A 24,906-nucleotide genomic window follows, 5' to 3' on the forward strand; every position below is an offset into this window, starting at 1 on the left:
CAAATCAGGTAATGGCTTGCCCCGCTAACCCCGGGCTACCTACCTTCGTGCCGTCGTTCAGCCCAACCTTTTCTTGTTATGATGCAGCCCATTCGCTCCGCCCTGGTTTCCGTGTATTACAAAGACCGGCTGGAGCCGCTGATTGAGGTCCTCCGTCAGCATGGCGTGCAGCTGTACTCCACGGGCGGCACCCAGAAGTTTATTGAAGACCTGGGCGTTCCGGTTACGGCCGTGGAAAGCCTGACGGGCTTCCCGGAGGTATTTGGCGGCCGCGTGAAAACCCTGCATCCCAAGGTATTCGGAGGGATTCTGCAGCGCCGCCACGAAGCCAGTGACCGGCAGGAAGCCGAGCAGCACCAGATTCCGCCCATCGACCTGGTGATTGTGGATCTGTATCCCTTCGAGGAAACTGTAGCCTCCGGCGCGCCGGAGCAGGACGTAATCGAGAAAATAGACATTGGCGGTATCTCCCTGCTGCGCGCCGCCGCCAAAAACTTCCGCGACGTGCTGGTAGTGAGCAGCCGCGACCAGTACGCCGCCGTGACCGAGCTGCTGCGCGAGAAGAACGGCGCTACCGAGCTGGCCGACCGGAAACAGTATGCGGCGGCGGCCTTCGAAGCCACCTCCCACTACGACACGGAAATCTTCCGCTACATGAGCGGGGGCACGGCGCTGGAAGGTGCCGCCCTCAAAATCAGCCAGAAGCCCGCCACTGCCCTGCGCTATGGCGAAAACCCCCACCAGGCCGGCACCTTTTACGGCGACCTGAACGCCCTTTTCGACCAGCTCCACGGCAAGCAGCTCAGCTACAACAACCTGGTAGATGTGGATGCGGCCGTGCTGCTGATGCAGGAGTTTGCGGCCGATGGCCCGGCGGCCTGCGCTATTCTGAAGCACACCAATGCCTGCGGCGTGGCCCAGGCCGAAACCCTGCACCAGGCCTACCTCAACGCCTTGGCTTGTGACCCGGTGTCGGCCTTCGGGGGCGTCATCATTGTAAACAAACCCGTGGACGTGGCCACCGCCGAGGAGCTAAACAAGCTGTTCTTTGAAGTGCTGATTGCCCCGGAGTTTGCGGCCGAGGCGCTGCCCATTCTGCAAAGCAAGAAAAACCGTATTCTGCTGCGCCAGAAGCCGGTGCATTTTCCCGCTAAGCAAGTGAAAACCCTGCTGAATGGCATGATTGAGCAGGATTTCGACCGGAAGACAGAAACTGCCAAAGACTTCCGCACCGTTACCAAGTCGACGCCCACGGCCGAGGAAACGGCAGCACTGGAGTTTGCCCTGAAAGTGTGCAAGCACACCAAGAGCAATACTATTGTGCTGGCGCGCCCGGGCCAGCTGCTGGCTTCCGGTGTGGGGCAGACCTCCCGCGTAGACGCCCTGCGCCAGGCCATTGAAAAAGCCCGCTCCTTTGGCTTTGATCTGCACGGCGCTGTTATGGCTTCCGACGCCTTTTTTCCTTTCCCCGACTGCGTGGAAATTGCCGGCGAGGCCGGCATCCGGGCGGTAGTGCAGCCCGGCGGCTCCATCAAAGACCAGGATAGCATCAACGCCTGCGACCAGTTGGGCATGGCCATGGTGCTGACGGGCGTGCGCCACTTCAAGCACTAATCATTTTATTTTAATCCGTTTGTGGGTACTGCTGTGTGGAACAATGACGCAGCAGTATCCACGAGTGTTTATATGCTGTTTTTATGTCCGTATTTCAACGCCGCTATGCTCATTATGCTATAGCGGTTTCAGCGGGACTATTCTTCGCTCTTTTAGGACGTTTTACCTTTGCCAGCAAGGCGTTTAACAATGCGGGAGGGCTGCTAATGGTATGCTTTCTGGTATTAATTCCAGTGGCCTTAGGAGCAATTACCGCGCACTTTACACCCATTTCAGCATCCCGGAACTGGCGGACTGTTTTTGCCCCGTGGTTAACGGTTTTCTTGTTCTTGACGGTGGCGCTCCTGTTTCATCTGGAGGGCATGATCTGCGTACTAATTATCTCCCCGCTGTTTCTGCTAACCTCCTGGCTGGGGGCTGAACTGTATGTAAGACTCACGCGAAAAACAGGTTCTGATAGTCATAAAGCGTACGTAGTTGCTGGCTTTGCGCTGTTGCCCTTCCTCGCAGCTCCACTGGAGAGTCAACTATCTGCACCCAATGATTTCCGGCGGGTAGAAAACTCTATTGTAATTGACGCGCCCGCCACCGTGGTATGGCAGAACATTATTCGGGTACCGCCCATATCCGCTCAGGATCTGGGTTCAAGTCTGGTAGATGATATTGGATTTCCTCGCCCGGTAGAAGCCACGCTTTCATATGAAGGAATAGGAGGGGTGCGGCACGCTACCTTTGAACGTGGTGTGGAATTTATTGAAACGGTAGACGCCTGGGAGCCACTCAAGCGTATTTCCTTTAGCATCAAGCCCAATACGGCCACTATTCCGCCCACCACGTTTGATGAGCATGTAACAGTTGGAGGGCGTTTTTTTGACGTGCTGCGGGGTACTTATGAGTTAGAGGTTGTCAGCCCCCGGCAAACGCGGCTCCTGCTCTACAGTCAGCAGCGGCTGAGCACACGGCTGAATCCCTATGCCGGCCTGTGGACGGATTATGTAATGCGCGAGATTCAGCGCCGCATTCTGCTGGTAGTAGCCAAACGCAGTGAAGCACAAGCGCCGCATACTTACTCGACTTCAATAAGTAGTCAGAAATAAAAGAATAAACTCCTGGCTTCTTTCGCCTATTAAAAAAGCCCCTGCTGCCCGTGTTGGCCGCAGGGGCTTTTCACTTTCCGAAGCTTTGGGTGTTGCTCAGGCAGGAATGCTATGCTTTGCTCACAATGCCAAAGTGCTATAAGTCGTTCTTCCCTGAAATCTGTTTACTTTTGCACCTCTTTTAACGGGCGCAACCCGCCCGTTTTCATTCATTTGCCGCTACTCAATGGGTTTCTTCAATTTCCTGACCAGTGACATTGCCATCGACCTGGGAACGGCCAACACCCTCATCATTCACAACGATAAAATCGTGGTGGATGAGCCGAGCATCATTGCTAAAGACCGCACAACCAATAAAGTAATTGCGGTAGGCCGTCAGGCCCAGCAAATGCACGAGAAAACCCACGATAACATCAAAACCATTCGTCCGCTGAAGGACGGCGTAATTGCCGACTTCCACGCCGCCGAGGAGATGATTAAGGGGATGATAAAAATGATTGATACCCGGAACCGGCTGTTTCAGCCGTCGCACCGCATGGTTATCTGCATTCCCTCGGGCATTACGGAAGTAGAAAAGCGTGCCGTCCGGGACTCCGCCGAGCACGCCGGCGCCAAGGAAGTCTGGATGATTCAGGAGCCCATGGCCGCCGCCATCGGTATTGGTATCGACGTGGAGCAGCCCATCGGCTCCATGATTATTGACATAGGAGGGGGCACCACCGAAATTGCGGTTATTGCCTTGTCCGGTATCGTCTGCGACCAGTCCATTAAAACCGCCGGCGACGTGTTCAACCAGGATATTCTGGACTACATGCGCCGCCAGCACAACCTGCTCATCGGCGAGCGTTCCGCCGAGCGCATCAAGATTGAAGTAGGTGCCGCCCTCACGGAGCTGGACGAAACGCCCCCGGACTTTGAAGTACGTGGCCGTGACCTGATGACCGGTATTCCCAAGGTTATCAAAGTAACCTCTTCCGAAATTGCCATTGCCCTGGATAAGTCGGTGGCCAAGATTGAGGAAGCCGTGCTGAAGGCGCTGGAAATCTCTCCGCCCGAGCTATCGGCTGATATCTACGAAAACGGCATCCACCTGACCGGCGGCGGTGCCCTGCTGCGCGGCCTGGACAAGCGCCTGGCTGCCAAAACCAAGCTGCCCATTCACATTGCCGAAGACCCATTGCGCGCCGTAGTGCGGGGTACGGGGGCGGCCATCAAGGATATTCAGGCGTTCCGCAGCGTGCTGCTGACTTAAGCTTCAATTAGCAATTAGTAGTTAAGAATTAGTAATGGCCTCTTCAAAGCCTGAGTTGCGCCCCCTGCTTCTCACGGATTTTGTGGAGGTCAATTCTTAATTATTAATTCTTAATTACTAATTAGTTAATGAAGAATCTTTTCACCTTCCTTTTCCGCTATCGGGGGGCGCTGGTATTTGTGCTGCTGGAGGTGATAAGCGTGTTTCTGCTGCTGCGCAACAGCTCGTATCAGCGGGCGGCTTTCTTCAACTCGGCCAATGAGTACACCGGCCAGATGCTGGCTCTGCGCACGCAGGTGTATGATTATTTCCGGCTGGTAGATGTAAACCGCACGCTGGTGACGGAAAATGCAGCCCTGCGCGAGCAGCTGTATCCCACTACCCTAACGCGCCGCGAAGCGCCCGTGCTGCCCGTCAGCCAGGATAGCATCACGCAGGACCGCCTGCAAGCCAAAGGCCGGCCCGATTCGCTGCTGCTGGGCCTGCGCAACCTGCCCGCCGCCGACCCGGAGTACCCGCTTACGCCGGCCCGCGTCATCAGCAATACCCTGCAGCGCGTGGATAACTACCTGACCCTGAACGTCGGCAACCGGGAAGGCATCAAGCCGGGCATGGGCGTTATTGCGGCTTCGGGCGTGGTGGGCCGGGTGAAAGTGGTCAGTGAGCACTATGCCACGGTCAGCTCCCTGCTGCATTCTAAAACCACCATCTCGGCCAAAATCCTGCGCGACGGCACCTTTGGCAGTATTAAATGGCTGGGCGACGACCCCAAACATGCGCTGCTGGACTATATTCCGCGCCAGAACAAGCTCGTGCGCGGCGATACTATCGTGACCTCGGGCTACAATGCCGTATTTCCGGAGGGCGTCATGATTGGCACCATTGATGGCTTCCGGCAGGAGCCGGATAAAAACTTCTGGACGGTGCAGGTGCGTCTGGCCACCGATTTTTCAAACCTGACCTATGTGTACGTGGTGGGCAGCCGCTCGCAGGCCGAGCGGGATACGCTGGCCGTACACGCGGGCATAAAGCCGGAAGGAGCCACCCGCTGATGCAAGGAGCTATTGGGACTATCCTGATTCAAATACTGCGGTTTGCGCTTTACCTGGCGCTGCAGGTATTTGTGGTGAGCCGGCTGGCGCCCGACGGCCTTTTTGGGCTGGGCTGGTGCTTTCTGTACCTGGGCTTTCTGCTGTTTCTGCCCATCAATACGCCTATTGTACTACAGCTGGTGCTGGGCTTTGTGATGGGTATTGCGCTGGATATTTTCTTTGACACCGGCGGCGTGCACGCAGTGGCCTCGGTGCTGGTGGCCTACCTGCGGCCGTGGGTGCTGCGCCTGCTCACCCCCCGCGACGGCTACGACTCCGCCGACTCCGTGAATATCCACCGCATGGGGTGGCAGTGGTTTATGGTCTACACGGTATTGCTATTGGGGATTCATAATGCCGCCTTCTTCTTTGTAGAGCTGGGCGGCCTGCGCTCCATTGGCCTTACACTGGGTAAGATTATCGTAAGCACCCTTTTTACAGGAATTGTGCTACTCATTATCCAGCTGGTTTTCTTCTCTACGCGGCGCAGCAGCCGGTAAACCTACGGGCGTGGCGGGCTGTTTGGCCCGTGGGAACTGCGGAGGGCCTGAAGTCCGTTATGCGGATGCAATCTGCAGTTGGCTGTGCTGTCTGCCCCATTCCGCTTATTGGTTGTGAAAGTAAGGGTGACTGCTAAGCGGCCACCGCTTACCTTTGTAAATCCGGCTGTTAGGCCGTTGCCGCGTACCGTTAGTTTTCTCTGTTTTGCAATATCTCGAAGGCCGCAAATACGTGGTTCTGGCCATCTTCCTGGCCGTAGCATCGATATTTGGCGCCCGCCTTTTCTACATTCAGGTGCTGGACGGCAGCTACAAGCTGGCCGCCGACCGGAATACGTTGCAGCGCATCGTACAAACGCCCTATCGGGGCCTGATTTACGACCGCAACGGCAAAATACTGGTGCAGAACACGCCGGTATACGACCTGATGGTGGTGCCGCGCGAAGTAAAAACCCTGGATACCACCCGCTTTTGTCAGCTGCTGCAGCTATCCGTGGAAGAACTGCGCGAGGGGCTGCTGGCCGCCAAAATTTACTCCCGGGTAAAGGCCTCGCCGCTGGTGCAGAACCTGAGCACACCCGAGCTGGCTGCCATTCAGGATAACCTGATGGACTTTCCTGGCTTCAGCATCAAAGCCCGCATGGCGCGCTCCTACCAGGATACGGTGCTGGCGCACGCCCTAGGCTACGTGGGGCCGGTGTCGCCGGCCATGCTGGAGAAGCCGAAATATGCTAAATACCAGGCCGGCGACAACCTGGGCATCAGCGGCCTGGAGTCGTTTTACGAGCAGGAGCTGATGGGCCGCCGGGGCGTGCAGTACCGCATGGTAAACGTGCGTGGCATTGAGAAAGGCGCCTTCCGGGGCGGCGAGTTCGACACGCTTTCCGTGGCCGGGCAGGACCTGCACACCAGCATCGACCTGGAGCTGCAGCGCTACGGCGAGCTGCTGATGAAGGGAAAGCGCGGCTCTGTGGTGGCTATTGACCCCAAAACCGGCGAGATTCTGGCCTTCGTTTCGGCCCCATTCTACAATCCTAACCAGCTCACGGGCAAGGGCCTGGGCAACCGCTACATGGACCTGCTCAATAACCCGGAGCGGCCCCTGTTCAACCGCCCGCTGATGGCTACCTACCCGCCGGGCTCGGTGTTTAAGCTGGTGAACGAGTTGATTGCCCTGCAGGAAGGCGTGGTAACGCCCTACACGGGCTTTCCCTGCAACTGGAAATTGGTGCGCTGCACCCACCGCCACGAGAATCCCAGCAACCTGAGCATCGCCATTAAAAATAGCTGTAACCCTTACTTCTATCAGGTAATGCGGGCTACCGTGATGCGCGGCCGCTCCAGCAAGAAAAACCAGGATGCCGCCCTGGGCCTGGCCGATTGGCGGCAAAACGTGGTGAGCTTTGGTCTGGCCCAGCACCTGGGCGTGGATTTGCCAGGCGAGCGAATGGGTCTGATTCCTTCCCCCAATTTCTACGACAAGCGCTACGGCAAAAACCACTGGAACTTCCGCACGGTGTATTCGCTGGCCATCGGGCAGGGCGAAATTGGCATTACGGGCCTGCAAATGGCCAATATTCTGGCCACCATTGCCAACCGCGGCTACTACTACCCCCCGCACTTTGTGCGCGGCATTGGCAAAGACGGCCCCCGGCCGGAGTATCAGGTAAAGCACAAGACCACCGTAGACCCTCAATATTTTGAGGCGCTCATTCCCGGTATGCAGGCCGTGGTGGATGGGGGCCGGGGTGCTACCGGTAGCTTTGCCAGCCTGGCCAGCCTGGGCATTTCCGTAGCGGGCAAAACCGGTACGGTGCAAAACCCCCACGGCGAAGACCACGCCACGTTTGCGGCGTTTGCCCCGGCCGAAGACCCCAAAATTGCCATTGCCGTGTTTATTGAAAATGCCGGCTTTGGTGGGGTTTCTGCCGCGCCGCTGGCTTCGCTCATGATGGAGAAATACCTGCGCGGCAGCATCTCGCCCGGGCGCAAACCCTGGGAATATTGGGTGATGAACGGCAAATTCATCAGCAAAAAGAAACACTAATCATTCCAGCCGGCAGCGGCTGCTCTCTTCAGCTTTCCCTTGTTATGCCCGCACCGGCGCGCTATTCTCGCAGTATAGATTGGGTTACCGTGGGGCTATATGCCTTTATGGTGCTGCTGGGCTGGCTGAACGTGTACGCGGCCAGCTACTCGCCCGATGCCCCCAGTGGCCTCTTCAACTTCGACTTCAACTACGGCAAGCAGCTGGTCTGGATTGGCACCGCCGTGGTGCTGATTGTTATCCTGCTGGTCATCGATTACAAAGCCTACGACACGCTGGCCTACGTGCTGTATGGCGGCATGATTCTGCTGCTGCTACTCACGCTCTTCATTGCCCGGCCCATTGCCGGGTCGCGCTCCTGGCTGGAGCTGGGTCCGGTGCGCCTGCAGCCGGCGGAGTTTGCCAAGTTTACTACGGCCCTGGCCGTTTCGCGCTACATGGCCAGCATTAACCTGCGCCACCAGAACTGGCGCGACCAGCTGATTCTGGCCGGCATGACGCTGCTGCCCGTCGTGCTCATCATTGCCTCCAATGAAACCGGGCAGGCTTTGGTGTACGCGGCCCTGCTGCTGGCCTACTTCCGGGAGGGCATGTCGCCTTTGATTCTGATTATTCTGGCCTCTGCCGGCATCATTCTTATTCTGGCGTTGCTGGTACCCACTATGTGGCTGCTGGGCACTTTCACCCTGATTCTGGTGCTGGTATTCGTGTTTAACACGCGCATTTTCCGGCACCATCTGCCCGTGGCGCTCAGCGTGTGGGCCATTGTGATTGGGATGGTATTTGGGGTGAATTATTTCTTCAACAGTGTGCTGCACGAGTACCAGCGCAAGCGTATTGAGGTGCTGCTGAATCCCTCTGCCGACCCCTTGGGCGTGGGCTGGAACGTAACCCAGTCCAAAATTGCCATTGGCTCAGGTGGTTTTGCCGGCAAAGGCTTCCTGCAAGGCACCCAAACCAAGTTCGACTTCGTGCCAGAGCAAAGCACCGACTTCATTTTCTGTACTGTAGGGGAGGAGTGGGGCTGGCTGGGCACCATTACGGTGGTCATTCTCTTTATGGCGCTGCTGGCGCGCATTTTATACGTGGCTGAGCGGCAGAAATCGGTGTTTGGACGCACGTACGGGTACTGCGTGGCCAGCATTATCTTTTTCCACTTCAGTATCAACATCGGCATGACCATTGGGTTGGCGCCGGTGGTAGGTATTCCGCTGCCGTTTTTCAGCTACGGCGGCTCGTCGTTGTGGTCGTTTACGATTCTGCTGTTTATTTTGCTGGCTATTGATGCCTACCGCAAGCAGGATCTGAACCGGTAAAAAAAACCCTGCTACGCGGGGCGCAGCAGGGCAGAAGTATTCTTTCCTAGCAGGCAGGCTTACTCAAATTTCCGGTCAATCAGGCGCAGAAGCTTGTTCACGTGCTCTTCCTTGCGCACCCAGCCGTATTGCTGGGCCAGGTCTTCCTGCACATAGCGGCGGGCCGTGGCAGCGTCGGGCATGGCATCCAGCTTCTGAATGGCGGCATGGTATTCCATGTTCTCGCCATTGAATAACTCATTAATGAAGCCAAAGCGCTGATTGATGGAAATAGCCTCCCGCAGAGACTCTACTTTGGGCGCCTTCTCCGCCAGTGTAGCGGCCGTGCGCTCGGTGCGCAGGGTTTCGGCCAAAGGTGGGGTGGCGCGCTCGGTTTTCAGCTTTTCATAGAGCGGCTTTTCGGTCGCGGCCGGGGCAGATGCTTCTGCTGCCACCGGGGGCCGCACAGGCTCCGGTTGCGTGGGGGCCGGCGTGGGCTCTGGTGCTGGAGCAGGGGGAGCAGGCGCGGCCGGGACAACCGGCTCCGGCTGGGGTGCTACGGGCGTAGTAACTGCTGCCGGAGCTGCCGGGCTGGGCAGGGTAGCTTCTTCTACCCGCAAATCAATTTCCGACAAAGGCAGAAGGGCGCTCAGCTCATTCACCACGGTTTCCAACGGATGCAGTGTCTGGTAGTTGGCCTCCTGATACTGGCGAAACTGCTTCAAAAGCTCTGCCCGTGGCACGGCGGCCGCGCTGGGTAGGCTCTCCAGAAAGCCCTGGAAAAGGGGCTTCTCTACATCAATATACCGCACCCCTTCCAGCAGCTGCTCCTTGGTAGCGGCGGCGCGGCCATGCAGCAGCTTTTCATCAAAGCCCACCACCGGGTCGGCGGCTACGCGCAGGGTATCCGTTACGGCCCGGGCCAGCAGGGGCTCAAAGGCCTCCCGGCCCAGGCGGATGCGACGGGACAGCACGTTCATAAACTGGGTAAGCGCCTGCCGCACCTCCGCATCTTCAAAATCGAAGTAGGGACTGCGCAGATTGGCCATTTCCTCCGTCCATTTGGCCAGCAGCTGCTGTACCACAAACAGGTTTAACTGCCGCACTGGCGTAAACCGCAGCACGGCTGGCCCATCAAGCAAGGCCCCCGGCTGGGGACCGAAATGTCGTTCACAGAGCTGGGCAGCCAGGCGGCGGCCGTACTCTTCGAGTTTTGGTTGGCTATATTTGTCCTTCATCGCAAGCCTTGTTCAGGCGGGAAAGTTAGAGAAAGATGCCCACACTGACGGTGCAAAATATGCCCGGTGCCACGCTGGAGGTGCCAGTCGGCGCCACTTTACTGGCCGCCTTGCAGGCCGCTGGCTACGATTGGATGCACGCCTGTGGGGCGAAAGGCCGCTGTACTACCTGCCGCATGATAGTGCAGGAAGGGGCCGAGCTCCTAACGCCGCCAACCGATGCGGAGTTGCGTTACCGCACGGCCGGCCGCCTGTTGAGCACGGAGCGCCTTACCTGCCAGACGCGCCTGCCCGCCGGCCACGTAACCGGCCGCGTGCCCCAGGCCACCCAGTTGCCGCACCAGCAGTATATCAAATAGCGAAAAGTAGCGCGAAGTTCCGGCTTCGCGTACGAGCAACGCGAGTTCCTACGCGTTGTGCAGAGGTGAGCTTACGCCTGCTACTCGCTGCGCTCGTGCGCGAAGCCGGAGCTTCGCGCTACTCTTTGCGTTGCAGCCCTAGCAGCTGATACTCTGAACGTAAGCGGTAGTCGGGGTATTTTCCGTTTGAGCTTAGCCGCCGAAAGCCGTACTTTAGAGTTCTGAGAGCTGTCAGGCCACTGACAACCGCCACCGAAAACTGACTACTCTGTGTTTATTGAACCCCGCGTCGGCAATGCCCGTGACACGCCCCGCCGGGGCTGGATTGAAGTTGTGTGCGGCTCTATGTTTTCGGGCAAAACGGAAGAGCTGATCCGGCGCCTGAACCGCGCCCGCATAGCCCGGCAGCACGTTGAAATCTTTAAACCCGCCCTCGATACCCGCTACCATGAGCTGGATGTGGTATCGCACAACGCCAACAGCATCCGTTCTACGCCGGTGCAGCTGCCGGAGGAAATGCTGCTACTGGCCAGCGGCTGCGACGTAGTAGGCATTGACGAAGCCCAATTCTTTGATGCCTCCGTGGTTGACGTCTGCATTCAGCTGGCCAACCACGGCAAGCGCGTGATTGTGGCCGGCCTCGATATGGATTACATGGGTAACCCTTTTGGCCCCATGCCCGCCCTCATGGCCGTGGCCGAGTACGTAACCAAAGTGCACGCCGTGTGCGTGCGTTGCGGCGAAATTGCCAGCTACTCCTTCCGCATTGCCGCTTCCGAAGACAAGATTCTGCTGGGCGAAACTGATTCCTACGAAGCCCGCTGCCGCCATTGCTTTCTGGAAGGCCTGAAGGATAAGTCGGAAGAGGCAGAGGCTACCGGTACTACCATCAAGCACCCATAACCAACTGCTTTCCGTTCTTCTGGTTTCTCCTGGTTTTCGCTCACGCTTGCTGTCTTTGCTGCTGATGCCCTTTCTACACTGTCTGCGGTGGATTTTTGCCGGGCTGGTGGCCAGTCTGCTGGCCGCCGGCGGAGCGCTGGGGCAGGGAGCAGTAGGCTACGGCGACTGGCAGTTGCACCTGCCAACCAACGGCGCTTACGCACTGGCCGACGCTGGTGCCAAGGTATATGTGGCGACGAATGACGCTTTTCTGCTGTTTGATAAGGAGCTGAAAAGCATCCGGCTGCTTTCCCGCCGCGACGGCCTGCATGATGTGGGCGTGCGCACCGTGGCCTATGATTCCCTGACGCAGTCGGTGCTGGTGGTGTACCGCAACGGTAACCTGGACGTGCTGCGGCCCGATGGCTCCATCCACAACCTCACCGATATTCTGCGCAAGCAGCTACCCGGCGAAAAAATTATTAACAGCATCTACTTCAATGCCCGGCGCGCTTACCTGTCCGGCAACTTTGGGCTGGTGGTGCTTGATATGAACCGGCTGGAAGTGCGGGATACGTACACCAATATTGGTGCGGGCGGCGAGGCGGTGCGCGTGCTGGCTACCACCGTATTGCACGACTCGCTGTACGCGGCCACTTCCTACGGCCTGCTGCGCGGCCGCCTGACCGATAACCTGGTAGACTACCACAGCTGGCGCACCGATGCCGGTGGCCTTACCCGCCCCGGGGACCCGTACCGCACCCTGGCTACCCAGGATGGGCGGGTGTACGCGGGCATAAACGGCATTGGGTTACACCGCTTCACCGGCAAGGAGTGGGTGCCACTGGGGCCACTGGCCGGCAATGAGTACCGGCAGCTAACGCCCTCTGCCGCGGGGCTGCTGGTAGTTAGTAACATGGGTGTGGCACTGCTGAAACCCAATGGTGAGGTGCGCTCGTACCCGAATGCCCTGATACAAAACCCCCGGGCCGCAACCCGTGCCCGCGACGGGGTGCTGTACGTGGCCGATAATGGCAATGGCCTGCTGGCTGTAGCTCCTGATGGGCAGCAGGTGACCAATTATGTTACCAACTCCCCGGCCTCGGCGCGGTCTTTCAGTATTCTAACGGAGCCCAACGGCCGCGTAACCGTTTTCTCCGGTGGGTACGGCGACCGGTATCTGCAGGCCGAAGTGTACGATGGGTTCTACGAGTATGCCGATGGCCGCTGGCAGAGCACCACGCCCCAAACCCTGCCCGACCTGGCCCAGTATCCCCGGCCCAAAGACCTCACGCGGGGCGTGCGCACCCCGGATGGCACGCTCTACATTGGCAGCTACGGCAATGGGCTGCTGGAGTGGCAGGGGCCGGGCAGGTTTAAGCTTTTCAACCCGGTCAGTAATCAGCCTAACCCCTTGCTAAGCGTTATTGCCGACCCCAATTACACCCGCATAAACGATGTGGCCCTGGATGCTGACGGCAACGTGTGGGTGGTAAACCGGCACGAGGTGCCCAATACCTCGGGGTTATTTCTGTATCAGCCCGCCACCAAGCAGTGGATTACCATACCCTATTTTTCCGGCGCTGAAAACCTGGACCGCATTGCTATTGACGATAATGGGTATGCCTGGCTAACGGAGTCCCGCAAGAATGGCCGGGGCCTGGTGGTGTATGACCGCAAAACCCAGGCCCGCCGGCTCTTTACCAAGGAAGATGGCGGCCTGCCCGCCGTGGAGCTGTATGACGTGGTGAAAGACCGGGTCGGCGACATTTGGGTGGCTACTATTGCCGGCGTAGCCGTGTACAACGACCCCAGCCAAGTCTTTTTGCCCGGCAGCCCCGGCCTGCGCAAGCCGCTGGTCAGCCGGGGAGAGGGTAGTGGCTACGACCTGCTCTTCACGGAAGTAGTAAAAACCATTGCCGTAGATGGGGGCAACCGCAAGTGGTTTGGCACCGATAATGGCCTTTGGCTTTTCAACGCCGACGGCGACGAGGCCCTGCAGCACTTCACTACCGCCAACAGCCCCTTGCCCTCCAACCGCATTGTGGATGTGGCCGTGAACGACAAAACCGGGGAAGTATTTGTAGCCACCGACGCCGGGCTGGTAAGCTACCGGGGCTCGGCTACCGTAACAGAAGGTGCCCCCAGCTGCGCTAAAGTGTTTCCCAACCCGGTGCGCCGCAGTTTCACGGGCCAGGTGGGTATTTCCGGGCTGGCCAATAATGCCGTGGTCAAGATTACGGATGTGGCCGGGCAGCTGGTATACCAAACGCGCGCCAGCGGCGGCACCGTGGTCTGGAACCTGCAGGACTACAATGGCCGCCGGGTGCAGTCGGGCGTATACCTGGTGCTGAGCTCCGATGCCGATGGCCAGAATGGCTGCATCAGCAAAATTGCCGTAGTGAATGAATAAACTAAGGGCCGCCCTAAAAGCTAAACAGCTAGTTCCCCTCCTTAGAAAGGAGGGGAACTAGCTGTTTAGCTTTTAGCTTCTAACTCGTATCTACTCCACCAACTATGCTCATTAAAACCCGTGGTATTGTTCTGGGCTATATCCGCTACCGCGAAACATCCATTATTGCCCGCGTCTATACCGAGCGGCTGGGGCTGCAGACGTACGTGGTAAACGGCGTGCGCAAGGCCAAGCCGCCCGGGCGCATTGCGCTGTTTCAGCCCTTCACGCTGCTGGATCTGGTGGCCTATACCTCCCGCACGGGCGGCATCACGCGGTTGTCGGAATTCCGATGCTCCGAGTCGTTTTCGTCTATTCCGTATGATGTGCGCAAAAGCAGCGTGGTACTGTTTCTCTCGGAAGTAGTAAGCCGCACGGTGCTGGAGGAAGAGGAAAACGTGCTGCTGTTCACTTTCCTGCACGATTCTATTCTGGCCTTCGATCAGCAAAAGGAGGGCTTCGAGAATTTTGCGCTGGCCTTTTTGCTACGCTTGGCCTCCTACCTGGGCTTCGGGGCCGAATCCGGGCAGGAAATAACCTCGCAGGTAGCCTTTGCCGGCGCTGCCCCCACTACCGCCGCCGATTCCGGCCCTACTGCCCTGCGCTTTCAGGAGTTCGATCAGTATTTTGATGAGCTGCTGCGCGACCCGGGCAGCGCCTCCGTACCCAACGGCCGCGTACGCCGGGAGCTGCTCCTGGTGCTGATTCGCTACTACCAGCTGCATATTGAGAAGCTGGGGGAGATACGCTCCCTGGCCGTGCTTTCCGAAGTGCTGGCGGAGTAAAGCCGGCACAAAAGCCTGCTATAGGCTCCCGGAGCTTTTAGCTCATTTTGCATAAAAAAGCCCCGCTATAAGCATAGCGGGGCTTTTTTAATTCCTGAAGGTTCTTCGGCGCAGGCTACTTCACCTTCACTACCTGCAGCTCAAAGCTGAGGTTAGTATTGGGTGGAATAAGAAAGCGTTGCTGTTCATCATCGGGAAGGAGCACGCCCTTTGTGCCGTAGGCCAGCTGGGCCGGAATATACACCCAGGCCCGGGTGCCCTCCGACAGTAGCGCCAGTACTTCTTCCCAACCCGCAATAACCTCTTTCCGGCCCAACCGAAACTTCACCGGCTTACCTTCTTCCGCCGATGACTCAAACATGCGCCCACTGGGCAAAAAGCCAGTGTAGTGCACGTAAACCATCTGCCCCATGCGGGGCACCGCGCCCGTGCCAACCGAGTGGACCACGTAGCGCACGCCGCTGGCCAGCTTCACGGTGTCAGCGGCCGCGCCTGGGGTCTGAGCGGTGCTTAGGCGGGCAAGTAGCAAGAGAAAGGCCAGCATGGCCAACCTTCCCGTAATCCGGCAAGCAGGCATATGTTAGCGCTGACTGAGCAGCTGCATATCAAACACCAGAGGCGAGTCAGCAGGAATGTTGCCTCTTGGGGCAGCGCCATAGGCCAGATAAGAGGGGATAAGTACCAGTTTATGGTCACCCTTTTCGTCTCCTTTTCCATCCTGGCTGTTACCGGCTGCTTTCATCAGGAGCACGGCCTCTTCCCAGCCGGGAATTACGCCGCCGGCGCCTACTGCAAAGCTAAAGCAGCCACATACCGAGCCATTATCGAAGGAGCTGTCGAACTTGGTGCCGTCCAGCAGCTTGCCAATGTACTGCACCTGCAGGGTTTTGCCTTTCACTACGGCCGGACCAGTTCCGGCTTCCAGCGTTACAATGGAAATGCCCGATTCCGTGGTCTGTACCTGGGAGCCGGAGTAGTTGTTCGTGGTCAGCCATTCCTGAATGGCAGCCAGGTCTTTCACCTTCTGCTCTTCCTGATGTTTTTTGGCAGCTTTGATATAATCGGGCTCGGAACTGCCGCAACCGGAAAGGAGGGGCGTGGTGGCCACCAGCAGTAGCACCAGCAAGCGGAGGAAGAAAGAGCTTTTCAAAGGAAAGGAGCGTACCATAGTGAGGAGAAAAAAGCCGCGCCGCTATTCGGCGGCGCGGGTATTAAATGCTACTAACTCAAGGGCAGCTTAGCGACCCATAGCCGGACCGCCCTGCGGAGCAGCCGGAGCGTTCTGAATGTCTACCAGCTCTACATCGAAGCGCAGCGGAGCATCAGCCGGAATATCGGTGCCGGCGCCGCGCTGCCCGTAGGCCAACGACGAAGGAATGAGCAGGGTGCCTTTGGTACCTTTGCTGAGCAAGGCAATGCCCTTATCCCAGCCTGGAATTACCTGGCCCACGCCCAGGGGGAACTGAATTGGCTTGCCGCCGTTGCTCTTGGCCGAAGAGTCAAACTCTTTACCATCGAGCAGGGTGCCTTTGTACTGCACCGACACCAGCTGACCGGTTTTAGGCTTGGCGCCCGTGCCGGCGGTGTTTACGATGTAGTAGATACCGTCGGGGCTTTTCTGGGCCTTCAGGTTGTTTTTCTTGATGTAGTCCTGCAGAATCACGTCGTCCTTCTTGAGCTGCTGCTCAGCGTAGGCCATCATTTTCTGCTGCTGCTCGGCCATCATCTTCTGCTGCTCTACCATGGCTTCGTCGCGCGACATCAGCTTTACAGCCTTAGCATACACGGTCATGGTGTTGCCGGCTTTCTTCATGAAAGGAGGAACCGGCGTTTTGAAGGAGCGCTCGAAAATGGTGTCCAGGTTAAAGCGGAATACGCCGCTGTCGCCGGGCTGCAGCATGGAAATAGCTTCTTCCAGGCCGCCTTTAGTGGTTACTTCCTGCAGGGGCACCATAACCGGTACACCTTGCTGCTTGCGGGAGTTGAACAGCACCGAGTCTTTAGCAGTGCGGTACTCTACGTCCAGGGAAATGATTTTTCCGATGCGGCTTTTGTACGTGGTATCATTTTCATTCACCTCTTTGGAAGTGAATTTGCCGCCCTCGTTCTTGAAAAGCTTGTATTCAACGCCAGATTTGGTTTTGGCAAAATCCCCGCTGCCGCCTTTGTTGCAGGAGTATAAGCTAAGCGTACCGGCCGCCAGAGCGAGGTACAGAAAGTTGGTAGAGCGCATGAAAAGGAAAAGAGGATGAAGAATAAATTTCAGGCAAGTTACACCGAAGGCGGCGCAACTGCCAAAGGACTCGTGACCAGCTGCGTTTGATACTGGGGCAGCAGGTCGAGGAAGCGTTGTACGGTAGGTTCCAGCGGCTCGTAGCTGATGCCACCAGCGGCATTATGGTGGCCGCCGCCGTTGAAATGCTTGCGGGCAAACTCATTCACGGAGAACTCGCCCACCGAGCGGAAGGAAATCTTCACGGCCGGGCCGCGGTCAATCAGAATAGCAGCAAACACCACGCCTTCAATGCTTAAGGCAAAGTTTACCAGGCCTTCCGTATCGCCGGTTTTGGAATCGTACTGGCGCAGCTCGTCCTGGGTAATGGCAATGTAGGCCGTATTGTACTCGCGCAGCACTGTGAGCTTATCCTTGAGCACGAAGCCCAGAAAGCGCAGGCGCATTTCGGAGTGCGAGTCGTAGATGCGGCGGTGCACGTCGCTCAGGTTAATGCCGGCGTTCAACAACTCGGCAATAATAAGGTGCACGTTGCGGGAGGTGCTGGGGTGGCGGAACGAGCCCGTGTCCGTCATAATGCCGGCGTACAGACACTCGCCAATGCCTACATCAATCATGGCCTGGTCGCCCAGGTCCCGGATTACCTCAAACACCAGCTCGGCCGTAGCGGCAGCTTTGGGGTTGGAGAAGTCCAGGTCGGCAAACTGCTCGGGCTCCAGGTGGTGGTCGATGAGCACTTTGGTGCCGGGCGCGTGGCGGATGTACTCGCCCATCTCATTGATGCGGCCCAGGCAGCTGAAATCGAGGCAGAAAATAACCTCGGCGCGGTTGATCAGGTCCCGCACCTGCGCATCATTCTGGTTGCGCTCATAAATGATTACGTCCTCGTTGCCGGGCATCCAGGCCAGGAAGTTGGGGTAATCAGAAGGCGTAACCACCGTTACGTGGTGGCCTTTTTTGCGCAGGTAGCCAGCCAGGCCCAAAGACGAGCCCAGGGCGTCGGCGTCGGGTTTGTGGTGGGTGGTGATAAATATCTGCCTGGGCTGGGCTAACAGCTCCCGCAGAGCGTTTATATCGTGCATTTGCTGCTGATAGGTGGCTGAAATCCGGTGATTTACGCCGTGTACAAGGGGGCAAAAATCGGAAATAATCCGGGTTTCAACAAACCGGCCTTCAGTTTGGTGCGCCAACTTGGTCACAATCCGGGTGGCCAATTAATAATGGAGTTGGTCCTGCGGGGGCTGAAGGTGGCCCGGAAGGGCGCTGCATGCTCTACCGGGGCCCTTCTGCCTGCTAACAGGAGAGGTACCCGGGGAGGAGGGCGGCTAGTAGATTTTTGCGCATGATGTATTCTTCGTTTGCAATCGGCTACTTTTGCGGCCGCAAACTTCTTTGCTTCCCCCAAGTCAATTTATTTCAACCCAACCATAAGAAAAGCCCATGGCCACGAACCGCACGTTCACGATGATTAAGCCCGATGCCACCCAGGAAAACCACATTGGTGGCATCCTGAACATGATGGAAGAAGGCGGCTTTCGCATCGTTGCCCTCAAAAAAGTAAGCCTCACGCCCGAGCGTGCCGGTGAGTTCTACGCCGTACACAAAGAGCGCCCCTTCTACGGCGACCTGGTAAAGTACATGTCGTCGGGCCCCATCGTAGCCGCTATCCTGGAGAAGGATAACGCCGTAGCTGATTTCCGCACCCTGATTGGCGCTACCAACCCAGCACAGGCGGCTGAAGGCACCATCCGGAAGAAATACGCCAAGAGCATTGAAGCTAACGCCGTGCACGGCTCTGACTCCGACGAAAACGCGCAGATTGAAGGTGACTTCTTCTTCGCCGCCAACGAGCAGTTCTAAGTCTTCTTAGCTGATGGCCGTTAGCTTTTAGCTGATGGCTTTTCAGTTCTGATCCAGAGCGAAACAAACAGAAAACCCCGCTAAGCATCTGCTTAGCGGGGTTTTCTGTTTGCTAAAAACAGGCTGTTTATAAACTTTTTTTATACCGATTTAAAACTAGCCTATTCCAAAGGGGGGCTTCTGATCCAGAGAATCCATATTCTTTAGCATGAGGCAAAAGCTGCTGCCTGCGTAAGGCAAGGTAAGCGTTTAGCCTATGCCTGCTCTACTGTCAGCAGTGGCTCTACCTGGGTGGTATCCACTGAGCGTGGGTCGTGCTTGTGTTTGAACAGAATAACGAACAGCACGGCAATAACCAGCGAGTAGCCAGCAAACGACAGCCAGATGCCGTGCCAGTCTTTGCTGTTATCGGGGTTGGTGAAGAAGTGCTGGATAACCAGGCCGCTCACTAAGCTACCCAACACGGCCCCAAAGCCATTGGTCATCATCATAAATAGGCCCTGGGCGCTGGCCCGAATGGATGGCTTGGTCTGAGTTTCTACGAACAGGGAGCCCGAGATATTAAAGAAATCGAAGGCCATGCCGTACACAATGCACGAGAGGATAATCATCCAAAGCCCCGTCTCCAAGTTTCCAAAAGCAAATAATCCAAATCGAAGTACCCAGGCTATCATACTGAAAAACATGACCTGCTTGATGCCAAAGCGGCGCAAGAAGAAAGGAATGGCCAGAATAAAAAGGGTTTCTGAAATTTGCGAGATAGACATAATAATTGCTGGATATTTCGCCGCTAAGCTGCTAATAGTCTCAAAAGGATGGGATACTATTAAGGATAAAAACTGTCCCCAAGACTCAATATTGACAAGAGGCACATCCTTGTTAATGTCGTGCAGGTATACGTCGCCGTAGGCATTAGTCAGCTGCAGGGCAGCGCCCAGCAACAGCGCAAACAGGAAGAAAACTGCCATTTTCCGGTCCTTCAGTAGCGCAAAGGAGTGGAGGCCCAGCGCATCGGCCAAGGATTTGCTGGATTCTTTAGCGCCCTGTGGCGGGCAGGCGGGCAGCGTAAACGAGTAGATGCCCAGCAGGAAAGCCGCCCCGGCTGCCACGTAAAACTGGCTGGCGGAAGTTTCAATATGCAGCAGGCTCACCGTCCACATGGCCACAATAAAGCCCACGGTGCCCCATACGCGAATCGGCGGATAGTCTTTCACGACATCCAGGCCCTCCTTTTTCAGCACCGAGTACGACACGGCAATGGACAGAGCCAGGGTAGGCATGTAGAAAATCATGTTCAGGAGCATCACCCAGAACATGGTGCCGGGGTCGTTCACGGAAGGCACCATCATCAGTACGGCCCCGCCCAGGATGTGCAGGATGCCGAAAAGCTTTTCGGCGTTGAAGTACTTATCGGCCAGAATACCCATGAGCGAGGGCATAAAAATGGCCGCAATACCCATGGTAGAGAAAATAGCCCCAAACTCAGCCCCCGACCATTCCTTGGTTTTAAACCAATATGCCCCAATGGTTATCAACCACGAACCCCAAATAAAGAATTGCAAGAAACTCAATACAATAAGACGCAGCTTAGTGTTCATGCGGGGCAGTTTTGGGGAAAGTAGGAGGTACGTTTTGCACCTAAAGATACAAGAAAACTTCCCAGAGCCGGAAACACCTGCCGCCGCCGAATGACCTATTTATAAGCAATGGTAGTGGTACTATATGCCAGCCTGATATGGTGCTCCAATAGCAGGCTGCCGGAGCAGGCAGCAATAGAAAAGCCCTTCTACCACTGGTAGAAGGGCTTTTCAGGCTTAATAAGCCGGATGGTTAGCGCGCAGCCTCCGTTTCAGCGAGCACCGGGTAGTCGGTGTAGCCCTGGTGGAAGCCCTCGGGACCGGGGGCGTAGAACGTAGCCTGGTCGGCCTGGGCCAGCTCAGTGCCCTGCTCCAGCCGCTCCGTGAGGTCGGGGTTGGCAATGAAGCCCCGGCCGAAGGCCACCAGGTCGGCGCGGCCGCTCTGCAGGTCGGCTTCGGCGCGCTCTACATCGTAGCCACCGCTCAGGATGAGGGTGTTCGTGAATTGTTCGCGGATGCTGGCAACCAGGGCGGCGGGCACCTCCGGGGCACCCATGCTGCTGTGGTCGGCCAGGTGCAGGTACACCAGGTTCAGCTTTTGCAGCTCGGTGGCCAGGTGCAGGTACAGGTCGTTCAGGTCGTCGTAAGCAGCGGCTACGTCGTTCATGGCGCCGTGGGGCGAAAGGCGGATGCCGGTGCGCCCGGCGCCGATAGCTTCTACAGTGCCTTTGGCAATTTCCAGGGCAAAGCGGGCGCGGTTTTCGGTGCTGCCACCGTACTCGTCGGTGCGCTGGTTGCTCTTGGGGTTCAGGAACTGGTCAATCAGATAGCCGTTGGCGCCGTGGATTTCCACGCCGTCGAAACCAGCTTCGATAGCCAGCTTAGCCGAGGTTACATATTCCCTCACTGCCTGCTTTACTTCCTCGGTGGTGAGGGCGCGGGGCGTGGGCTGGGGCTGCATCTGCTCCTGGTCCGTCCACATGTCGCCGGCGGCGGCAATGGCCGAGGGGGCAATGATTTCCGCGTCAGCAGCCATGTTCAGGGGGTGCGAAATGCGGCCGGTGTGCATCAGCTGCACGAAGATGCGGCCGCCTTTGGCGTGCACGGCATCGGTTACCAGCTTCCAGCCGGCTACCTGCTCCGGGGTAAACAGCCCGGGAATGCGGGCATAGCCCAGACCGTTGGCGGAAGGCGCAGTGCCTTCGGTAATGATAAGGCCGGCCGAGGCGCGCTGGGCGTAATATTCCGCCATCAGGGCATTGGGCACGTTACCCAGCGCGCGGCTGCGCGTCATGGGAGCCATAACTATATGATTAGAAAGGGCAAGCTGGCCCAGCTGGGCGGGCGAAAAAAGCTTAGAAGCCATATGGGGAAGTCAAAGGTTAGTTAGAATGCAGACGCTATAAAGTATCAATTCATTCAAATGTTTGGATGGATTACGGTAAATTTTTTTTCGGGTTTCAGCTAAGGCCCCCTAAAAACGAAGCCAGCTCCTGCATAGCGCTCCGGTTCAGGGTTATGCTCACGCAGCGGCCATTTTTCTGCACCAATACCAGGCCGCTATCGGCCAGAATTTTCAGGTGATGGGATACGCAGGGCTGCGAAAGGCCCGTGAGCTCCTGTACCTGCGCAAAGGGCAGCGTGGGCTGCTGGCTCAGGGCCAGTACAATGCTAAGACGGTATTTATCAGACAGCGCCCCTGCCGATTTGGCCACAAGTTGGGTATCCATAGGGAAGAAAGATATACTGAACTGGAAAAGGATAAACGGCTATAGCTACAAGCAAAAAGGGAAATGTACGCTACTAATATTTTGATAAAGTTGTAGTAAGCAGAGCAACAATCACACCGGTTCTTTGGTGCATAAGTGCTGCTTTTTCAGAACCTGAAAGTACAAGGAAAGTACGATGAGAATGATAGAATCTACCGGCGGCTACGTGCAGCGCAGGCAACGCTAAACAGAAAAACGGACCCGGCCGCATGTGCAGGCCAGGTCCGTTCACTAATCCGTGGAAATTATCCGCCGCGGCGGATTAGCCTGCCTCAGCGAAGCGGCGGTTTACTTCATCCCAGTTAATGAGATTGTAGAAGGCAGAAATATAGTCGGGCCGACGGTTCTGGTAGTGCAGGTAGTAGGCGTGCTCCCACACGTCCAGGCCCAGTACCGGAATGCCTTTGCAGCCGGTATCGGGCATCAGCGGGTTGTCTTGGTTGGGAGTGGAGCAGATTTGCACCGAGCCATCGGGCTGCTTGCACAGCCACGCCCAGCCGGAGCCGAAGCGGCCCACCGCGGCTTTGGTGAATTCTTCCTTGAACTTCTCGTAGCTGCCAAAAGCCGAGGTAATGGCCTGGGCAATAGTGCCGGTAGGCTCACCGCCGCCGTTGGGGCTCATAATAGTCCAGAACAGGGAGTGGTTCCAGTGGCCACCGCCGTTGTTGCGCACGGCTACCGGAGCGGCCGCAATGTTGTGCATCAGTTCTTCCAGCGAGTGGTTTTCCAGCTCGGTGCCGGCAATGGCGTTATTGAGATTGGTCACATAGGCCTGATGGTGCTTGGTATGGTGGATTTCCATGGTCCGGGCATCAATGTGCGGCTCAAGGGCATCGTAGGCGTAGGGCAGCTGGGGCAGTTCGAAAGCCATAGGGTAAGGAGTTTTAGTGAAGGATGGAGGGAATTAACTACTAACCGCCACCGGGCCCTTAGGGTTACGCTGGGCGGGCAGCGGCCGTGCCAAAAGTAGATTATTTACGCTTGCGGGCGAAAAACTCCTGCATCAGGGCGGCACACTCCTGGGCCATAATGCCGCTGACCAGCTCCGTGCGCGGGTGCAGCAGGTTACCATGCCGCCGGAAGCCGCGCTTATCCTCGGGGGCGCCGTATACCACGCGCTTTACCTGAGCCCAGAAGCTGGCCCCGGCGCACATCACGCAGGGCTCCACGGTTACATATAAAGTGCAGTCAGAAAGGTATTTGTTGCCTACGTGGTTAGCGGCGGCCGTGAGGGCCAGCATTTCGGCGTGGGCCGTTACGTCGCGCAGCTTTTCCGTCTGGTTGTACGCGCGGGCAATAATCTGCCGGTCCATCACCACCACGGCTCCAATCGGAATTTCCTCCTCCGCCAGGGCATACTGCGCCTGCTTCAAAGCTTCCCGCATGTACTGCTCGTCGGAATAAAGGGAAAGGGTCACGAAAAAAGAATGTGGATAAGTATTGTGGATATGTGGATAATTAACAGAATAAATTTTCACAAATCAGGAAAACATCTGCTGCTTATCCAACATCAATCATCAGCTATTTCATGGAAATGCTCTGCATAATGGCTTGCGCCGTGGGCTGCCATTTGGGCTGATCATCGGCCGGGGCCGTGAAGGTGAAGACCGTCAGCTGGTCGCCGTCGATGGCATACTGCACCATTTGGTAGCGCCGGATGGGGGCCAGGTTGCCGTTGCGGCGCGTGTCGGCGAGGGTGGACACGAATTCCAGCACCACAAAATCACGCTTGTTAATAGTGCGGATATCCTCGGCCAGAAACTCCACCTTGGTGTACATATTCTGAATGCTGGCCTTGTAGATTTTCAGCAGCAGGCCGTAGTCTTGGCTGGTGAAGGGCGTCTGCTTTTGAGCCACGCTCAGATCGGTACGGCCGCTGGGGTCGCTGAACACGGCCAGGGGCTTGCGCGGGGCCGGAAACTTGGCGGCAATGCCTTCATCGGGCAGCGGAATAAAGCCCACGGGCACGCCCAGGCTGATGCGGTTGTTTACTGAGGTTTTCTTGAGCTTAGGACGCGGGCCGGCTACAGCGGTCAGCGCCAGCAAAAAAACCAGGAACAGAGACGAAAAAAGGCGAATTTTCATGAGGCAGAAGAAAGGAAGAGGCCGGGCGGCTAAGCGCTTTGGCGCTGCAATCTGAGAGAAAAACGGGAAAAACAGGCGCTGGCGTGCGCCCTTCTAAAGAAAAGCCTCCGCAACCAGGCTGGCTGCGGAGGCTGAAAAATCGGTAGTAGAAGCCGGTTAGCGGCGGTGCTTTTTCTTTTTGGTATTGCTGGAGCTGGCCACCGTGGGGTATTTAATGCGCACCTTCTTCCAGTACACATAGTTGCCGGTTTTGGCCTCTACCAGGTAGGTGCCGGCCGGAATGCGGCCCAGGTCTACGGGCTGGCCGGTGTTGTTGGCGGGGTCCAGCGGGGTAGTGTAAATCGGCTCGTTTTTGTAGTTGGTCATCACCAGCGTGCCAGGCACCGTGAACTGCTGCGTAAAGCTGAGCAGAATGGTATTGGTGCCCGCGTTGGGGTACACATCAATGCCGGAGAGGGTTTCTACCCGCCGAATTGGCCCGCTGAGCACCACGGAATCATTGCCGGAGCTCTTCGATTTCACGGAAGCATCTTCGTCCTTGGCCTTGGTTTTAATTTTAGTCTGGGCCTGCGCGGCAGAGAAGCTAAGAGCGGTAGCGAGAGCAAGAAGTGCGAAACGTTTCATAGTAAGTAGAGAAGGCTAAGGAAGCGGGCAACCGCCCGTACATAGGTCTTTGCAGAAGTCGGGCCAAACTTGAAAAAAGCCCCCTGGAAGGATATACGCTAATATTTAGGCTAAGTATAGTAAAGCGTGCTTACAACAGGAAAGCC

General features: G+C 57.0%; 24 protein-coding genes. 12 read left to right on the top strand and 12 right to left on the bottom strand.

Annotated features, from left to right (window positions below; translation table 11 throughout):
* Positions 1-78 precede the first annotated feature (78 nt).
* The 7 genes from purH (at position 79) to rodA (ending at position 8,917) form a co-directional block, all read left to right on the top strand.
* Positions 79-1,614, top strand: coding sequence for a bifunctional phosphoribosylaminoimidazolecarboxamide formyltransferase/IMP cyclohydrolase (gene purH / locus PK28_RS04340; RefSeq protein WP_044511787.1), 1,536 nt, complete (start codon positions 79-81; stop codon positions 1,612-1,614).
* An 83-nt stretch (positions 1,615-1,697) separates the two neighbouring features.
* Entirely contained in the window at positions 1,698-2,711 is a 1,014-nt protein-coding gene (locus tag PK28_RS04345; protein ID WP_231576217.1) for an SRPBCC family protein, read from the top strand.
* Positions 2,712-2,937: 226 nt separating this feature from the next.
* Positions 2,938-3,963 (top strand): rod shape-determining protein, encoded by a 1,026-nt coding sequence (locus PK28_RS04350; RefSeq protein WP_044511790.1) that lies wholly within the window; start codon positions 2,938-2,940, stop codon positions 3,961-3,963.
* A 128-nt stretch (positions 3,964-4,091) separates the two neighbouring features.
* The gene (gene mreC, locus PK28_RS04355) at positions 4,092-5,015 is read left to right on the top strand and encodes a rod shape-determining protein MreC (RefSeq protein WP_044511793.1); all 924 of its coding nucleotides are present in this window, start codon (positions 4,092-4,094) and stop codon (positions 5,013-5,015) included.
* Positions 5,015-5,554, top strand: coding sequence for a hypothetical protein (locus tag PK28_RS04360; RefSeq protein WP_044511796.1), 540 nt, complete (start codon positions 5,015-5,017; stop codon positions 5,552-5,554). Before mreC ends, PK28_RS04360 begins: the two co-directional genes overlap by 1 nt.
* Before the next feature lie 205 nt (positions 5,555-5,759).
* A complete protein-coding gene (mrdA, locus tag PK28_RS04365; RefSeq protein ID WP_044511799.1) occupies positions 5,760-7,601 on the top strand; it encodes a penicillin-binding protein 2 in 1,842 nt (613 codons plus the stop codon).
* Between the two features lie 44 nt (positions 7,602-7,645).
* Positions 7,646-8,917 carry a rod shape-determining protein RodA gene (gene rodA, locus PK28_RS04370; protein WP_044511801.1) on the top strand — a complete coding sequence of 424 codons (1,272 nt, stop codon included), beginning with the start codon at positions 7,646-7,648 and terminating at the stop codon, positions 8,915-8,917.
* Between the two features lie 59 nt (positions 8,918-8,976).
* On the opposite strand, the gene PK28_RS04375 is transcribed toward rodA, so the two are convergent.
* Entirely contained in the window at positions 8,977-10,134 is a 1,158-nt protein-coding gene (locus PK28_RS04375) for a DUF8457 domain-containing protein (protein WP_156126236.1), read from the bottom strand.
* A 35-nt stretch (positions 10,135-10,169) separates the two neighbouring features.
* On the opposite strand from PK28_RS04375, the gene PK28_RS04380 reads away from it, so the two are divergent.
* The 4 genes from PK28_RS04380 to recO all read left to right on the top strand — a co-directional run bounded on the left by PK28_RS04380 (position 10,170) and on the right by recO (position 14,612).
* A complete protein-coding gene (locus PK28_RS04380; protein ID WP_044511806.1) occupies positions 10,170-10,493 on the top strand; it encodes a 2Fe-2S iron-sulfur cluster-binding protein in 324 nt (107 codons plus the stop codon).
* 270 nt (positions 10,494-10,763) lie between these two features.
* Positions 10,764-11,396 (top strand): thymidine kinase, encoded by a 633-nt coding sequence (locus tag PK28_RS04385; protein ID WP_044511809.1) that lies wholly within the window; start codon positions 10,764-10,766, stop codon positions 11,394-11,396.
* A gap of 64 nt (positions 11,397-11,460) precedes the next feature.
* Positions 11,461-13,788 (top strand): type IX secretion system anionic LPS delivery protein PorZ, encoded by a 2,328-nt coding sequence (gene porZ, locus PK28_RS04390; RefSeq protein WP_156126237.1) that lies wholly within the window; start codon positions 11,461-11,463, stop codon positions 13,786-13,788.
* Positions 13,789-13,892: 104 nt separating this feature from the next.
* Positions 13,893-14,612 carry a DNA repair protein RecO gene (gene recO / locus PK28_RS04395; protein WP_044511814.1) on the top strand — a complete coding sequence of 240 codons (720 nt, stop codon included), beginning with the start codon at positions 13,893-13,895 and terminating at the stop codon, positions 14,610-14,612.
* 115 nt (positions 14,613-14,727) lie between these two features.
* On the opposite strand, the gene PK28_RS04400 is transcribed toward recO, so the two are convergent.
* The 4 genes from PK28_RS04400 to PK28_RS04415 form a co-directional block, all read right to left on the bottom strand.
* Complete coding sequence (locus PK28_RS04400) at positions 14,728-15,141, bottom strand: FKBP-type peptidyl-prolyl cis-trans isomerase (RefSeq protein ID WP_197070474.1); 414 nt, start codon at positions 15,139-15,141, stop codon at positions 14,728-14,730.
* 51 nt (positions 15,142-15,192) lie between these two features.
* Positions 15,193-15,762, bottom strand: coding sequence for an FKBP-type peptidyl-prolyl cis-trans isomerase (locus tag PK28_RS18835; protein WP_197070475.1), 570 nt, complete (start codon positions 15,760-15,762; stop codon positions 15,193-15,195).
* 87 nt (positions 15,763-15,849) lie between these two features.
* A complete protein-coding gene (locus PK28_RS04410; protein ID WP_048825584.1) occupies positions 15,850-16,845 on the bottom strand; it encodes an FKBP-type peptidyl-prolyl cis-trans isomerase in 996 nt (331 codons plus the stop codon).
* A gap of 38 nt (positions 16,846-16,883) precedes the next feature.
* Positions 16,884-17,927 carry a DHH family phosphoesterase gene (locus PK28_RS04415; RefSeq protein ID WP_044516247.1) on the bottom strand — a complete coding sequence of 348 codons (1,044 nt, stop codon included), beginning with the start codon at positions 17,925-17,927 and terminating at the stop codon, positions 16,884-16,886.
* A gap of 358 nt (positions 17,928-18,285) precedes the next feature.
* On the opposite strand from PK28_RS04415, the gene PK28_RS04420 reads away from it, so the two are divergent.
* A complete protein-coding gene (locus PK28_RS04420; RefSeq protein WP_044511816.1) occupies positions 18,286-18,705 on the top strand; it encodes a nucleoside-diphosphate kinase in 420 nt (139 codons plus the stop codon).
* A 254-nt stretch (positions 18,706-18,959) separates the two neighbouring features.
* Here the strand turns inward: PK28_RS04420 and PK28_RS04425 are convergent, their stop codons facing one another.
* The 7 genes from PK28_RS04425 to PK28_RS04455 form a co-directional block, all read right to left on the bottom strand.
* Positions 18,960-20,303 (bottom strand): nucleoside permease, encoded by a 1,344-nt coding sequence (locus PK28_RS04425; protein ID WP_044511819.1) that lies wholly within the window; start codon positions 20,301-20,303, stop codon positions 18,960-18,962.
* A gap of 232 nt (positions 20,304-20,535) precedes the next feature.
* Positions 20,536-21,648, bottom strand: a complete 1,113-nt coding sequence (locus PK28_RS04430) for an alkene reductase (RefSeq protein WP_044511822.1) — start codon at positions 21,646-21,648, stop codon at positions 20,536-20,538.
* Positions 21,649-21,742: 94 nt separating this feature from the next.
* Positions 21,743-22,012 carry an ArsR/SmtB family transcription factor gene (locus PK28_RS04435; RefSeq protein WP_044511824.1) on the bottom strand — a complete coding sequence of 90 codons (270 nt, stop codon included), beginning with the start codon at positions 22,010-22,012 and terminating at the stop codon, positions 21,743-21,745.
* 301 nt (positions 22,013-22,313) lie between these two features.
* Complete coding sequence (locus PK28_RS04440; protein ID WP_044511827.1) at positions 22,314-22,922, bottom strand: superoxide dismutase; 609 nt, start codon at positions 22,920-22,922, stop codon at positions 22,314-22,316.
* A gap of 100 nt (positions 22,923-23,022) precedes the next feature.
* Complete coding sequence (locus PK28_RS04445; RefSeq protein ID WP_044516248.1) at positions 23,023-23,436, bottom strand: nucleoside deaminase; 414 nt, start codon at positions 23,434-23,436, stop codon at positions 23,023-23,025.
* 136 nt (positions 23,437-23,572) lie between these two features.
* Positions 23,573-24,136, bottom strand: a complete 564-nt coding sequence (locus PK28_RS04450) for a DcrB/PsbP domain-containing protein (RefSeq protein WP_044511829.1) — start codon at positions 24,134-24,136, stop codon at positions 23,573-23,575.
* Between the two features lie 156 nt (positions 24,137-24,292).
* A complete protein-coding gene (locus PK28_RS04455; RefSeq protein WP_044511832.1) occupies positions 24,293-24,760 on the bottom strand; it encodes a T9SS type A sorting domain-containing protein in 468 nt (155 codons plus the stop codon).
* Between the last annotated feature and the right edge of the window lie 146 nt (positions 24,761-24,906).

The sequence above is a fragment of the Hymenobacter sp. DG25B genome (genome assembly GCF_000801315.1).
GTDB lineage: Bacteria > Bacteroidota > Bacteroidia > Cytophagales > Hymenobacteraceae > Hymenobacter.